We start from the raw sequence: 13,192 nt of genomic DNA on the forward strand, positions 1-13,192 counted from the left end.
AGTACAACAATGCGTGCCTCTCGCCTCGCCCTCGTCGGGTTGGCGGCCGTCACTTTACTGCTCAGCGCCTGTACCTCCGACACGCCGACCGATTCGGCCCCGCCGGGGGACACCCCGCCGCAGACCGCCGACGGTGAATGGTTCGTACGCGCCGACTACGACCAGCAGCTCGCGCAGCGCTCCATGACCCCCGAGGGCGACGCCGCGAAGCCCTGGCTCCAGGCGATCGAGCCCGAGTGGATCGACACCGCGAAGTTCAAGAAGGACGGCGGCGACGCCACCCTCTGCTTCTCCAACGCCTCGATCTCCAACCCGTGGCGCGTCACCGGCTGGATCACCATGCAGCAGCAGGTGGAGGTGCTCAAGCAGAGCGGCGACATCGGTGAGTTCCGGGTGTCCGACGCCGGGGACGACGACAACAAGCAGATCTCCGACATCCAGGCCTTCGTCGAGGCCGACGACTGCGACTCGATCATCATCTCCCCGTCGACGACGGCGACGCTGACGCCCGCGGTCCAGGCCGCCTGCGACAGCGGCGTTCCGGTCGTGGTGTTCGACCGCGGCGTGCAGACCGACTGCGCCGTGACCTACATCCACCCCATCGGCGGCTACGCGTTCGGCGCCGACGCCGCCGAGTTCCTGGTGAAGAACCTCGAACCCGGCAAGAAGGTCCTCGCACTGCGGATCCTCCCCGGCGTCGACGTCCTGGAGAACCGCTGGGCCGCCGCGCAGGAGATCTTCAAGGGCAGCGGCATCGAGGTGCTCGGCAACGAGTTCACCGGCGGTGACGGCGCCAAGATCAAGGACATCGTCTCGCAGTACCTCCAGCGCGGCGACGTCGACGGCATCTGGATGGACGCCGGCGACGGCGCGGTCGCCGCCCTCGAAGCCTTCGAGGACGCCGGCAAGCCCTACCCGGTCTTCTCCGGTGAGGACGAGCTGACCTTCATGCGCAAGTGGAAGGAGACCGGCATCAAGGCGATCGCGCCGGTCTACTCCAACTTCCAGTGGCGTACGCCGATCCTGGCCGCGACGATGATCCTCAAGGGCGAGAAGGTCCCCGCCGAGTGGGTGCTCCCGCAGGCCCCGATCACCGACGCCGACCTCGACGACTACCTGGCCCGCAACGCCGACATGCCCTCACTGCACTACGCGAAGTTCGGCGGTGAGGACCTGCCCGGATTCCCCGACGCGTGGAAAGATCGATGACATGAGCCATGCCATCGGCGTGAACACGTGGGTCTGGACGTCGCCCCTCACCGACGACCGTCTCGCCGAGCTCGCACCGATGGTGCGCGACCGGGGTTTCGACCTCATCGAGCTGCCCGTCGAGGCGCCCGGTGACTGGAACCCCGGCCGCGCGGCCCGACTGCTCGCCGACCTGGGCCTGTCCGCCAGCGTGGTGCTGGTGATGGGCCCGGGTCGTGAGCTGGTCGGGGCGTCCGCCGAGGTCGTGTCGTCCACACAGGACTATCTGCGGCACGTCGTCGACGTCGCCGCCGAGGTCGGCAGTCCCGTCATCGCCGGTCCCGCGTACACCTCGGTGGGGCGTACCTGGCGCATGTCGGACGCCGAACGCGAGGCCGCCTACGCCGAACTCCGCGACGGCCTCGGGCCCGTCGTCGAGCACGCGCTGGCGGCCGGCGTGACGGTGGCGATCGAGCCGCTGAACCGCTACGAGACCTCCCTGATCAACACCGTCGAACAGGGCCTCGACGCCCTCGACGGCCTCCCCGAAGAGGGCTGCGGCCTGGCCCTCGACGTCTACCACATGAACATCGAGGAGCGGAACATCGCCGAGGCGATCCGCTTCGCCGAGGACCGCGTCGCCCACGTCCAGGTCTGCGCCAACGACCGGGGCGCGCCTGGCGCCGACCACCTCGACTGGAAGTCGATCCTCGGCGCGCTCGCCGAGATCGCCTACACCGGGCCGTTGGTGATCGAGTCCTTCACGGGCGAGAACGCCACGATCGCGACCGCCGCGTCGATCTGGCGGCCGCTCGCCGAGACACAGGACGCCCTCGCCGTCGACGGGCTGGAGTTCCTGCGCGGGCTGACTTCCTAAGGCGTGTCCGGTGGGCCACTGTGGGGCTCACCGGACACGCACTGGGGCCGGGGCGGTCGGCTGGGGCCGTCCTCCGACCGCCCCGGCGTCGGCGCCACGACGGGACCTCGCCGGTGAATGCGGCGGTGTCCCGAGTGAAGATCCTGGCGGTCCCGGAGTGCGAGGCTATGCGGCCGCACCGATCCGGCGCGCCCCCGACGCGCGGCAGCGGCCCCGATTCGCCCGCCCGCCGTGGTGATCGTGCGCGTCCGGGCGGTACGCGATGCCCCCGAGGTTTCCCCACCGTGCGAACTCCGGGAGCCGGCGCCCCGGATGCTCGGACGAGCGATCCGGGCGCGGGCCCGGGCGAGATGGGAGCGGACGGATGTCGAAGTCCACGAAGGCCGCGGTACGCCGGCCGGCGCCATTCGCGGCGGCGGTCCTGTCGGCCGCCTTGGCGGTCGGCGCACTGACCGGGGCCGTCGCGGCCGCCGACGACGGTGACCCGCGCGGCAACAGCGGCGGTGGGGGCGACCCCACGGGGATCGCCGCCGACGACGGCGATCCCGGCGGCGTCAGCGGAAGTGGGGGAGACCCCACGGGCTGAGGTTCGTTTCCGGCGGGACGGGTGTCCCGCCGGAATCGAGGGTCAGGTGGGGTGTTCGGCGCTGCGGTGGTCGTGAACCCGTTGGGCCGCAGCCGATCCCGGCCCCAGCAGCGCCAGGAGCCGCTCCGCCGCCGCCTTGCGGGTGTCTTCCGGCCAGGCCGGCAGCGCGGGGACATGGAAGTGCAGGTCGTCGAGGATCCGTGACACGAGCCCGTGATCCTCGACTGGCAGTACGGCGCGGGCCTCGGCGAAGGCGGTGTAGGCCGCGATCGCGCCGGGGTAGCGCAGCAGCGCGCCTCGTCCGCGGTCCTGTCGCGGCATTGCCAGCAGCCGGTACGCGGCATGCCGGACGAGGCCGACGTCGTCGCCGCCATCACGCAAGGCCGCGGGCAGGTCCACCGCCTCGCTCACGGCCATGGCGTTGTCCCGGCTTCGGTCGTCAGGCCCGGTGAGGCCGTGCCGCAGCAGCCAGGCCACGGCGGCGTTCCTCGACAGGTGCTGGGTGAGGTTTCCGGCGATCCACATCAGGTCGCCGACCGGCTCGGGCATCGCCGCCAGAACTCGGACCGCCGCGGCGCCCACCGCCCCCGGGTACAGCGCCAGGTGCCGCAGCACCTCGGCGTCCGGAGGCCCGGCGCGCCCTTCCAGCAGTGCGAGCCCGACCATGAGCGGGACGCGGTTGGAGGCGTAACGGGCCAGCCGGCGCCCGACCTCGGCCAGCCGCTCGTCGGCGGCGGCGAACTTCCGCCCGGCCGGCAGCGGGCCTCGGTCGTGGATGAGGTCCAGTTTGGACAGCCGTGCGTGCAGGAAACGCGGTGAGCGTTCCGGCAGGGTGAGGTATCGCTCGATCTCGGCGACGATGCGCGGTTCGCGCTCCCCGGCGGGGACCCGTTCGCGGGTCTGCCGGTCGTTCTCGGCGCGGTCGGGAAGCGCGGGCCGCAACGCCCCCTCGCGGTGCTCGGCGAGTCGCCGGACCGCGTTCTCGTAGACGGACGGCGTACGGACTCCGAGCGCACCGCGCTCGTTCGGCGAGTCCATCAGCGGGCGAAGTGCTCGATTCTGTTGGTCACGCCACAAGCGTGCCACACGCCCTCCACCACGCGTAGGCTGCCCGGATGCGCCTGCTGATCTTCTCCAAGACGACCGGTTTCCGCCACGACTCCATCCCCACCGGGGTCGCCGCCGTCGAGTCGCTCGCCGCCGCAGGCGGCTACACCGCCGACGCCACCGAGGACTCCGCCGCCTTCACGGCCGACAACCTCGCGCGTTACGCCGCCGTGGTGTTCCTGTCCACCTCCGGGCAGGTCTTCGACGACGCCCAGCGCGCCGCCCTGAAGGACTACGTCGAAGGCGGCGGCGGCTACGTCGGCATCCACGCCGCCTCGACCACCGAGTACGACTGGCCCTGGTACGGCGAACTCGTCGGCGCCCGCTTCACCCGCCACCCGCGACCGCAGCAGGGCGTGATCCACGTCGAGGACACCGGCCACGCCTCCACCGCGCACCTGCCGGAGCCGTGGGCGCGCTTCGACGAGTGGTACGAGTTCTCCCAGAACCCGCGCGGCCGCGTCAACGTCCTGCTCACCGTCGACGAGGGCAGCTACGAGGGCGCCGAGATGGGCGCCGACCACCCCCTCGCCTGGTACCACGAGCTCGGTCGCGGCAGGGCCTTCTACACCGCCCTCGGCCACACCGACGAGTCCTTCGCCGAACCGGCCTTCCTCGACCACGTCCTCGGTGGGATCCGCTACGCCACCGGCGCCTAGGTCAGTCCGCCTGGCACACCGAGCACCAGAACAGGTTGCGCCCGGCCATGACCGCCTGCGACACCGGCGTCCCGCACACGTGGCACGGCATCGACGCCCGCCGGTAGACGTACACCTCACCGCCGTGGTCGTCGACCCGCGGCGCGCGCTCCATCGCCTCCGGCGAATGCTCCTCGCGCACGGTGTCGATCCGCTTGGCCTCCACGCCGAGCCGCATCAGCGCGACCAGGTCGGCCCAGATCGCGTCCCACTCGGCGCGCGTGACGGCCCGGCCTTCCCGGTAGGGGTCGATCCCGTGCCGGAACAGCACTTCGGCGCGGTAGATGTTGCCGGCACCGGCCACGACCTCCTGGTTCATCAGCAACGCGGCGATGCTGGTCCTCGACTTCGAGATCCGCCGCCACGCCCGCTCGGGGTCGGCGTCGGCCCGCAGCGGGTCCGGGCCGAGCCGGTCGAGGACCGCCGCGCGCTCGCCCTCGCCGATCAGCTCGCAGGCCGCCGGCCCGCGCAGGTCGGCGAACCAGTCGACGTTGGCCACCCGCAGCCGCACCTGCCCGACCGCCTCGCCGCCGCGTCCGGGCGTGAAGGCGACCTTCCCGTACAGCCCCAGGTGCACCCGCACCCATCCGCGCGGCCCGAACCCGAGGAACAGGTGCTTGCCGTAGGCCTCGGCGTCCTGCATCTCCCGGCGGTCGAGGAGCTTGGCGCTCTCCGCGAAACGGCCCTGCGGGCTGGTCACGCGGGCCTTGCGTCCCGCGAAGCGCTCGGTGTAGGTCCCGGCCAGGCGGTGGATGATGTGGCCCTCGGGCATGGCGGCTCCCGTTCGTGCGGTTGGGGGTACCCCCATCCTGCCCGCAGCGGAACAGGGCGGCGCCCGTGGCCCGGAACGACTAGGTTTCGGAGTCTGTGAACACGGCGTCTCACCCCTGGAGTTCCTCCATGTCGAGCCCTTATCCCCGTTTTCCGACGATTCACGGCGACACGATCGTCTTCACCGCCCAGGACGACCTGTGGACCGTCCCCGTCGAGGGCGGCCGCGCGACGCGGCTCACCAACGGCGCCGCCGCGGCCCTGCCCTCCTTCTCTCCCGACGGGACGAGGCTCGCCTACATCAGCGCCGCCCACGGCGCCCCGGAGCTGCACGTCCTCGACCTCGCCTCGGGCCGGACGCGGCAGCTCACCTGGCAGGGCGCGCCGATCCTGACGACCGCTTGGTCCCCCGACGGCCGCTTCGTCCGCTACGCCTCGGCCGCCGGGTCGGTGCGCGAACCGCTGCTGTGGGAGGCACCGGCCGACGGGGGCTCGCCCCGGCGGCGGCCGGAGGTCTCCGGCGCGACGGTCGCCTCGGCCGAGGGTGGCCCGTCCCTGGTCTTTCGCAACTGGGCCGACCCGGCGCACTGGAAGCGGTACCGGGGCGGCACCCAGGGCGCGATCTGGTGGGACGAGCACGGGACGGGCGAGTACCGGCGGATCCTCACCGAGCTCAACGGGAACCTGACCGCTCCCCGCATCGCCCTCGGCAGGCTGTTCTTCATCTCCGACCACGAGGGCGTCGGCAACGTCTACAGCGTGGCCTTCGACACCACCGACCTGCGGCGCCACAGCGACCACGACGTCTTCTACGCCCGCAACCTCGGCTCCTCCGACGGTGAACGGCTCGTCTACCACGCCGCCGCCGAGCTGTACCTGCTCGACTCCGCCGACGCCGACTCGCGGCCCCGCCGCGTCGAGGTGAGCGTCGAGACCCCGCATGCCGCACTGGCCGAGACCTTCGTGCCCGCCGCCCCGTTCACCCAGACGGCGGCGCTGTCGCCGGACGGCTCCCGGGTCGCGATCACCGCCCGCGGCAAGGCTTTCAGCCTCGACGTCGGCAAGGGTCCGGTCCGCCGCCACGGCGATCCCGGCCTGACCCGCTACCGCCTGCTGAAGTACCTCGACGGCGAGCGCCTGGTGGGCCTCGCCTCCGACGACGGCCCCGAGGAGCGGCTCGTCGTCCTGGACGGCGAGGGTGAGCGCCGTTTCGACCTCGATCTCGGTGCGGTCCTGGAGTTCGCGGTGGCCCCGGGCGGGGGCGCGGTCGCCGTGGTCAACCAGCGCTACGAGCTGATCCACGTCGACCTCGCCGAGGGCACCTCGCGTGTCCTCGACCGGGGCGACGACGGCGCCCTGCTCGACGCCGTCTACTCGCCCGACGGCTCCTGGATCGCCTACCGCTTCCCGGAGGAGGGCACCGATCCCGAAGGGGAGGGCCGGGCGAGTCTGCGACTGGTCAATGTGGACAGCGGGGAGTGCGCGGCGGTCGCCGAGCGCGTCCTGCACGACTTCCGGCCGTCCTTCGACCCCGAGGGCAACTACCTGTACTTCGTCGGCTTCCGCGACTTCGACGGCGTCTACGACGCGACGCACCTGGATCTGGCCTTCCTGAAGGGATCGCGGCCCTACGCCGTCGAGCTGCGGCCCGGTCTCGGCTCCCCCTTCGAGGACGGTGAGCGCGAAGGCGAGGGTGTGGTGCTCGACGGGATCACCCGTCGCATCCATCGCTTCGATGTCCCCGACGGCCGCTACAAGCGCGTTGTGGGGCTTCCCGGACGCCGGGCATTGCTGCTGTCGGGCGTGTCCAGCGGGCAGCTCGACCGGCGGCAGCCGCTGGGGAAGGTCACCGACACCCTGGAGGTCTTCGACTTCTCCACGGCGCAGACGACCCGGATCGCCGGCGACGTCGCCGACGTGTGGCTGTCGGCCGACCTGTCGACCATGATCTACCGCAGCGGTGACAGCTGGCGGGTGCTTCCTGCCGGGCGGGCGCCCGACGGCGACGAGGGCCGCCTCGACCTCGACCGCGTCAAGGTCCGCGTGCGTCCGGCCGAGGAGTGGCGCCAGATCCTGCGCGAGGCCTGGCGGGCGCAGCGCGACCATTTCTGGACCGCCGACATGTCCGGCATCGACTGGGATGACGCCTGGGCGCGATACGAGCCGCTGCTGTCCACTGTGGCCAGCCGACGTGAACTCGCCGACCTGCTCCTCGACCTGCAGGGCGAACTGGGCACCTCCCACACCTACCACGAGTTCGTCCCGCCGGTGCCCTCCGACCGCCGATCGACGGGCCTGCTCGGTGCCGACCTCGTCCTCGACGAGGGCACCGGGACCTGGCGTGTCACGGCGCTGATCGAGGGCGACCGCTGGAACCCGGAGGCCACCTCGCCGCTGCACCTCGCCGGGATCGCCGAGGACGAGGAGATCCTCGCCGTCAACGGGCGCGAGGTCGACCCGCGCACCGGGCCGGGCCCGGAGCTGGTCAACCAGGCCGGATCCCCGGTCGAGCTGACCGTCCGCGGCTCCGGCGGGCAGGTCCGCACGGTGACGGTCACCCCGATCGGCGACGAGTACGCCGGCCGCTACCGCGACTGGGTCGCGCTCAACCGGGCGAAGGTCCACGAGGCCACCGGAGGCCGTGTCGGCTACGTGCACTCGCCGGGCATGATGACCGCCGGGTACGGCGAGTTCATGCGCTCCTACCTGGCCGAGTACGGCCGGGAGGCGCTGATCGTCGACGCCCGCAACAACTCCGGCGGCCATCTCTCGCCGCTGGTGCTGGAGAAGCTCGTGCGCCGCCGCATCGGTCAGGTCCACTGGCGTCCCGGCCGGACGCAGCCCTACCCGCTGGAGTCGCCGCGCGGGCCGCTGGTCGGTCTGGTCAACGAGTACTGCGGCTCCGACGGCGACATGTTCGCCCAGGGGTTTCGGATGTTCGGGCTCGGGCCGCTCGTCGGCACGCGGACCTGGGGAGGGGTCATCGGCGGGCTTCGCAAACAGTTGTTCGCCGACAACTCCAACACTTTCCAGCCGATGATGGCCATCTCCTTCGACGACGTCTCGTGGGGCGTGGAGAACTACGGCGTCGACCCCGACGTCCACGTCGAGCGGTCCCCGCAGGACTACGCCGCCGGGCGTGATCCGCAGCTGGACACCGCGATCGAGCTGGCGCTGACCGAGCTGGACAAGCGTCCGGCGCACGAGCACCGGGCGGCGCCGAAGCCGAACCTGGCGCGGCCGGCGCTCCCGCCGCGACCGTGACCCGATGCCCGGCGACCGTCCATGAGGGATGGTCGCCGGGCCCTCACTCCAGCCCGAGCCGGTCGGCGAGGAAGACCAGGTGGTCGGCCTGCAGGTCGCGGGTCCGGCTCGCCGAGCGGGCGCCGTGTCCGGCCTCCGCCTTGCGCCGCAGCAGGACAGGGCCGGCCGACTCCGGCCGCCGGTACTGGAGTGCGGCGCACATCTTGCGGGCGTGAGCGGGATGGACCCGGCTGTCGTTGTCGAAGATCGTGAACAGCGAGTCGGCGTAGACCACGCCCTCGCGCACCCGCGCCAGCGGTGAGATGTCGCGCAGCCAACCGAACTGCTCGGGGTCCTCGGCGCTGCCGAAGCCGTTGATCCACTGAGAGCCTTCGCCGTGCCGCTCGAAACGGACCATGTCGAGCATCGGCGCCGACATCACCGCCGCGGCGAACAGCTCCGGCTCCTGCGTGATCGAGGCCCCGACGGTGATCCCGCCCTTGCTGCCGCCGCTGGCGCCCATCATCGACGAGTCGGTCGCACCCGACTCCACCAGCAGCCGGGCGCAGGCGATGAAGTCGTCGACCGGGTTCTGCTGGTGGGCGCGCATCCCTCCGGCGAACCACTCGGCGCCGTACTCGCCGCCGCCGCGCAGGTTCGTCATCGCGTAGCGCCCACCGGCCAGCACCCACGCCAGTCGAAGCGGCCGGTACTCCGGCGGCCAGGACACGTTCCAGCCGCCGTAACCCTCCACGATCGTCGGGAGTGGACGGTCGAGCGGCATGTCCGAAGGGGACAGCAGGAACAGCGGAACCCTCGTCCCGTCGGCCGACGTGGCGAAGAGCTGGTCGACCCGCACGCCCTCGACCGGGTCGAACTCGCCCACCGCGAGGGGCGTGTCCGGCCCGGGCGGAAGCCGCAGCAGCGCCGGCGGGGTGATGTGGTCGGTGTAGACCAGCCCGCCGCCGATCTCGACTTTTCCCCTGCCCGGCAGGGGAACCGGCCGGGGCTCATCCTCGCCGGCCGGGTCGTGGAGGCTGAGCTCGCTGACGACGTCGTGGCGGTGGGCGGCCAGGATTCCGTTGTCGGTGAAGGTGTAGGCGTAGAGGATGTCGGCGTCCTCGGCGATGACGTCGTGCCACGTCCCGTCCTCGACGACGACCAGGCGCCAGCGTGGCGCGTCTTCGGCGGTGAGCAGGTACAGGCGGCCGTCGGGGCCGAAGCGCGCGTAGGTGAGCACGTCGCGGCCGGTCTGGACCGTCTCGGCCGCACCGGATTCCAGGTCGATGACGTGCACGTCGGTGCGCAGGTAGGAGCTGTGCTCGGCGGTCACCGCCAGGCGCCGCCCCGACGGGTCGACCGACAGCTCGTACTCGGCCGCGTCGGCTCCCGAACTGGCCAGCACCAGGGTGTCGGCCTCCCAGTCGGTGCCGACGTCGTGGTGCCACAGGTCGTAGAGGCGGGGGCCCGAGGTGGGCCGCTGATAGATGAAGGAGGCCGAGTCGGGCAGCCACGCCACGTCGCCGGCCCAGCCGGTCTCCATCGGCGGACCGAAGGTCGTGCCGCTCTCGATGTCGAGGACGTGCAGCGAGGAGCGGTCGTCGCCCTCGTCGGAGACCTGGTAGGCCAGCAACAGTCCGTCGGGGGAGGGGTCGTAGGCGTCGAGGGTGACCGTTGCCCTCGCCGAGAGCTGCGCGGGGTCGAGGATCACCCGTTCGGTGCCGTCGGCTTCGACGAGGACGAGCACGGGATGTTCGGCGCCCGGAACCGCCACGGTCAGGAAGGTTCGCTCGCCGGCCGCCTTCGGCACGCCGATCGACGGTCGTTCCAGCGCGGCCAGGCGGTGCCGCCACGTCTCGTGCCGCTGCGCGAGGGCGCCGAAGAACTCACCGGCCAGCGTGTCCTGCGCCTTCGTCCAGGCGGCGGTCTCGGGGGACTCGTCCTCCAGCCAGCGGTACGGGTCGGGCACGACCTGGCCGTGGCGTTCCTCCACCGCGTCGCCGCGGCGTGCATCGGGGTAGCGCATCATCCAGACTCTAGCGAGCAACGGGGAGCCGCGGCGCACGTCGAGCCTGCCCCGGACAAGGCGAAGTGGCCGCGAAGGTCGCCCCCGCGAGTGATCATGGGTCATGCGGATCCTCGTCACGGGCGCCACCGGCTACGTGGGCGGACGGCTCGTGCCGCTCCTGCTCGACCAGGGCCACGACGTCCGGTGCCTCACTCGTTCACCCGACCGCCTGCGCGACATCCCGTGGTCGCCGCGGGTCGAGGTCGCCGTCGGCGACGTCGCCACCGGTAAGGGCATCGCCGAGGCCCTGGACGGGATCGAGGTGGTCTACTACCTCGTCCACGCCCTCGGCAGGCGCGACTTCGCCCGGGTCGACCGCCGCTCGGCGCGCAACCTCGCCGAGGCGGCCGAAAAGGCCGGCGTGACCCGCGTGGTCTACCTCGGCGGTCCCGTCGTGCACGGCCCGGACGTCTCGGCGCACCTGCGTTCGCGCGGCGAGGTCGCCGAGATCTTCCTGAACGCGGAGGTGCCCGCCACCGTCCTGCGGGCGGCGGTGATCATCGGCTCGGGCTCGGCCTCCTTCGAGATGCTGCGGCACCTCACCGAGCGCCTGCCGGTCATGGTGACACCGCGATGGGTCAGCAACAGGGTCCAGCCGATCGCCATCCGCGACGTCCTGCACTATCTGGCCGCCGCGCCCGGGGCGTTCCCGGCCGAGGTGAACCGGGGCTTCGACATCGCCGGGCCCGACGTGCTCACCTACGCCCAGATGATGCAGCGCTACGCGCGTGTCGCCGGCCTGCCGCCGCGCGTCCTGCTCCCGGTTCGCGCCCTGTCACCCTGGCTGTCCTCGCACTGGGTGGGGCTGGTGACACCGGTCCCGAACGCGATCGCCCGGCCACTGGTCGGCAGTCTCGTCCACGAGGCGGTCGCCTCCGAGCACGACATCGCCGATTACGTCCCCGACCCTCCCGGCGGTCTCACCGGCTTCGACACCGCCGTGCGCCTGGCATTGCGCCGGATCGCCGAGTCGACCGTGGAGACCAGCTGGGCCAACGCCTCCGTCCTCGGTGCTCCCGCCGAGCCGCTGCCCACCGACCCCTCCTGGTCGGGCCGCTCGGTGTACACCGATGTCCGCAGGCGTGCGGTGAACGCCTCGCCGGAGGCCCTGTGGGACGTCATCGAGTCCGTCGGCGGCGAACGCGGCTGGTACTCCTTCCCGCTGGCCTGGGCCGTGCGGGGCTGGCTTGACCGGGCCGTCGGCGGTGTCGGGCTGCGCAGGGGCCGCAGGGACCCCCGCCGCCTGCGCCTGGGGGAGGCGCTCGACTTCTGGCGGGTCGAGGAGATCGTGCCCGGCGAACTGCTCCGGCTGCGCGCCGAGATGCGCCTGCCCGGCCGCGCGTGGCTGGAGATGCGCGTGCGGCCGCATCGCGACGGCAGCCTCTACGAGCAGCGCGCGGTGTTCCTGCCCAAAGGCCTCGCCGGGCACGCGTACTGGGCCTCGGTGGTTCCTTTCCACGCGGTCGTCTTCGGCGGCATGGCCCGCAACATCGGCCGGGCCGCCGAGCGGGCGAAATGACCGTTGTGCGTGAAAGGTCGGGTTGATATGGATAATCTGTCCGGGATCGACCCGCCGGTTCCGACGCAAGACAAAGGGAGGCTTTCGATGTCTCAGCAGCAGTTCGGCTTCTTGGCGGGCTTCCTGTTCGTCGGCCTGTGGGCCGTGGCGGGCATCGGGCCCGCGATCGGCGCCCTCATCGTCGGGGCCATCGGGTTCTTCATCGGCCGGGTCCTCGACGGGAACGTCGACGTCGCCGACCTGGTCGGCAGGTTCACTCCCAGCGGCACCAAGTCGCGCTGACGATCCACTACGCAAGGAGGCAGACCATGGCGGACACCGCTACGAACACGCCCACCCGCGAAGACGCCAAGCGCGATATCTCGCCGCCGAAACCCGGCCCGAAGCGCCCGCCGTCGACCGGCCTGGCACGTACCCAGATGGAGACCGAGCACGGCAAGACCCGCATCGCCGACGGAGTCGTCGAGAAGATCGCCGGGCTCGCCGCCCGCGAGATCCCCGGCGTGCACTCCATGGGCGCGGGCATGTCGCGCCGCATGGGCCAGCTGCGCTCCATGGTCCCCGGCAGCACCGGTGAGTCGCTCGGCCAGGGCGTCGCCGTCGAGGTGGGTGAACTCGAAGCGGCCGTCGACCTCGACATCGTCACCTGGTACGGGCAGAGCATCGTCGACGTCACCGACGCCGTGCGCGGCAACGTCATCGACCGCGTCGAGGAGATGACCGGCCTCAAGGTCGTCGAGGTCAACATCAACGTCGATGACGTGTTCGTCGAAGGCGACGACGAGGACAAGGACAAGGAGCCGCGGGTCCAGTGACGCACGCCCATGACCGTGGAGCCTTCGCCAAGGAACTCCACGACGCAGTCGTGAAAGTCCCGGGCGTCACCAGGCTGGTGTCCACCTCGGCCGTCGAGGTCGCCACGCACTTCGCGGGCGGCCGCGTCGCCGGACTGCGCCTCGCCGGGGACGTCGTCGAAGTACACGTCGCCGTCGACCGCGTCCCGGTCGAACCTGTCGCCGAGAAGGTCCGTGAGGTCGTCGCCGGTCGCCTGGCGGCCGAGAACGACGACCGGCCGGTCACGGTCACCGTCGCCGACCTGGACCTGGCGAACCTGCCGCTGCCCAAGAGGAGGTGA

At 71.8% G+C, this 13,192-nt stretch carries 12 protein-coding genes; 9 read left to right on the plus strand and 3 right to left on the minus strand.

Annotation, left to right across the window (positions count from 1 at the left end; translation table 11 throughout):
• Window positions 1–9: 9 nt before the first annotated feature.
• From AB0I28_RS27745 to AB0I28_RS27755, 3 genes are all read left to right on the plus strand, one after another.
• Window positions 10–1,209 (plus strand): substrate-binding domain-containing protein, encoded by a 1,200-nt coding sequence (locus tag AB0I28_RS27745; protein WP_357498131.1) that lies wholly within the window; start codon window positions 10–12, stop codon window positions 1,207–1,209.
• Between the two features lies 1 nt (window position 1,210).
• The gene (locus AB0I28_RS27750) at window positions 1,211–2,065 is read left to right on the plus strand and encodes a sugar phosphate isomerase/epimerase family protein (RefSeq protein WP_357498133.1); all 855 of its coding nucleotides are present in this window, start codon (window positions 1,211–1,213) and stop codon (window positions 2,063–2,065) included.
• 364 nt (window positions 2,066–2,429) lie between these two features.
• Window positions 2,430–2,651 carry a hypothetical protein gene (locus AB0I28_RS27755; RefSeq protein ID WP_357498135.1) on the plus strand — a complete coding sequence of 74 codons (222 nt, stop codon included), beginning with the start codon at window positions 2,430–2,432 and terminating at the stop codon, window positions 2,649–2,651.
• Window positions 2,652–2,693: 42 nt separating this feature from the next.
• Here the strand turns inward: AB0I28_RS27755 and AB0I28_RS27760 are convergent, their stop codons facing one another.
• Window positions 2,694–3,689: a hypothetical protein gene (locus AB0I28_RS27760; RefSeq protein ID WP_357498137.1), complete on the minus strand. Its 996-nt coding sequence runs from the start codon at window positions 3,687–3,689 to the stop codon at window positions 2,694–2,696.
• A gap of 77 nt (window positions 3,690–3,766) precedes the next feature.
• Here AB0I28_RS27760 and AB0I28_RS27765 point away from each other — a divergent pair, with 77 nt between their 5' ends.
• Window positions 3,767–4,417 carry a ThuA domain-containing protein gene (locus AB0I28_RS27765; protein ID WP_357498139.1) on the plus strand — a complete coding sequence of 217 codons (651 nt, stop codon included), beginning with the start codon at window positions 3,767–3,769 and terminating at the stop codon, window positions 4,415–4,417.
• Between the two features lies 1 nt (window position 4,418).
• Here AB0I28_RS27765 and AB0I28_RS27770 read toward each other — a convergent pair whose 3' ends face one another.
• Entirely contained in the window at window positions 4,419–5,228 is an 810-nt protein-coding gene (locus tag AB0I28_RS27770; protein ID WP_357498140.1) for a DNA-formamidopyrimidine glycosylase family protein, read from the minus strand.
• Window positions 5,229–5,356: 128 nt separating this feature from the next.
• On the opposite strand from AB0I28_RS27770, the gene AB0I28_RS27775 reads away from it, so the two are divergent.
• Window positions 5,357–8,491 carry a PDZ domain-containing protein gene (locus tag AB0I28_RS27775; RefSeq protein WP_357498142.1) on the plus strand — a complete coding sequence of 1,045 codons (3,135 nt, stop codon included), beginning with the start codon at window positions 5,357–5,359 and terminating at the stop codon, window positions 8,489–8,491.
• 43 nt (window positions 8,492–8,534) lie between these two features.
• On the opposite strand, the gene AB0I28_RS27780 is transcribed toward AB0I28_RS27775, so the two are convergent.
• Window positions 8,535–10,496 (minus strand): prolyl oligopeptidase family serine peptidase, encoded by a 1,962-nt coding sequence (locus tag AB0I28_RS27780; protein ID WP_357498144.1) that lies wholly within the window; start codon window positions 10,494–10,496, stop codon window positions 8,535–8,537.
• A 103-nt stretch (window positions 10,497–10,599) separates the two neighbouring features.
• Between AB0I28_RS27780 and AB0I28_RS27785 the strand changes: the two genes are divergently transcribed.
• The 4 genes from AB0I28_RS27785 to AB0I28_RS27800 all read left to right on the plus strand — a co-directional run bounded on the left by AB0I28_RS27785 (window position 10,600) and on the right by AB0I28_RS27800 (window position 13,192).
• A complete protein-coding gene (locus tag AB0I28_RS27785) occupies window positions 10,600–12,057 on the plus strand; it encodes an SDR family oxidoreductase (protein WP_357498146.1) in 1,458 nt (485 codons plus the stop codon).
• A gap of 87 nt (window positions 12,058–12,144) precedes the next feature.
• On the plus strand, window positions 12,145–12,339 hold the full coding sequence (locus tag AB0I28_RS27790; protein WP_357498148.1) for a hypothetical protein: 195 nt from the start codon (window positions 12,145–12,147) through the stop codon (window positions 12,337–12,339).
• Between the two features lie 26 nt (window positions 12,340–12,365).
• A complete protein-coding gene (locus AB0I28_RS27795) occupies window positions 12,366–12,872 on the plus strand; it encodes an Asp23/Gls24 family envelope stress response protein (RefSeq protein ID WP_357498149.1) in 507 nt (168 codons plus the stop codon).
• A complete protein-coding gene (locus tag AB0I28_RS27800) occupies window positions 12,869–13,192 on the plus strand; it encodes a hypothetical protein (RefSeq protein WP_357498151.1) in 324 nt (107 codons plus the stop codon). Before AB0I28_RS27795 ends, AB0I28_RS27800 begins: the two co-directional genes overlap by 4 nt.

Source organism: Phytomonospora sp. NPDC050363, from assembly GCF_040655735.1.
Taxonomy (GTDB): domain Bacteria; phylum Actinomycetota; class Actinomycetes; order Mycobacteriales; family Micromonosporaceae; genus Phytomonospora.

Excerpts from the sequence above, each read along its gene's own strand:
- AB0I28_RS27785 (WP_357498146.1), top strand. The coding sequence starts at position 10,600 with ATGCGGATCCTCGTCACGGGCGCCACCGGCTACGTGGGCGGACGGCTC.
- AB0I28_RS27780 (WP_357498144.1), bottom strand. The coding sequence starts at position 10,496 with ATGCGCTACCCCGATGCACGCCGCGGCGACGCGGTGGAGGAACGCCAC.
- AB0I28_RS27795 (WP_357498149.1), top strand. The coding sequence starts at position 12,366 with ATGGCGGACACCGCTACGAACACGCCCACCCGCGAAGACGCCAAGCGC.
- AB0I28_RS27790 (WP_357498148.1), top strand. The coding sequence starts at position 12,145 with ATGTCTCAGCAGCAGTTCGGCTTCTTGGCGGGCTTCCTGTTCGTCGGC.
- AB0I28_RS27750 (WP_357498133.1), top strand. The coding sequence starts at position 1,211 with ATGAGCCATGCCATCGGCGTGAACACGTGGGTCTGGACGTCGCCCCTC.
- AB0I28_RS27760 (WP_357498137.1), bottom strand. The coding sequence starts at position 3,689 with ATGGACTCGCCGAACGAGCGCGGTGCGCTCGGAGTCCGTACGCCGTCC.
- AB0I28_RS27775 (WP_357498142.1), top strand. The coding sequence starts at position 5,357 with ATGTCGAGCCCTTATCCCCGTTTTCCGACGATTCACGGCGACACGATC.
- AB0I28_RS27765 (WP_357498139.1), top strand. The coding sequence starts at position 3,767 with ATGCGCCTGCTGATCTTCTCCAAGACGACCGGTTTCCGCCACGACTCC.
- AB0I28_RS27755 (WP_357498135.1), top strand. The coding sequence starts at position 2,430 with ATGTCGAAGTCCACGAAGGCCGCGGTACGCCGGCCGGCGCCATTCGCG.
- AB0I28_RS27770 (WP_357498140.1), bottom strand. The coding sequence starts at position 5,228 with ATGCCCGAGGGCCACATCATCCACCGCCTGGCCGGGACCTACACCGAG.
- AB0I28_RS27745 (WP_357498131.1), top strand. The coding sequence starts at position 10 with ATGCGTGCCTCTCGCCTCGCCCTCGTCGGGTTGGCGGCCGTCACTTTA.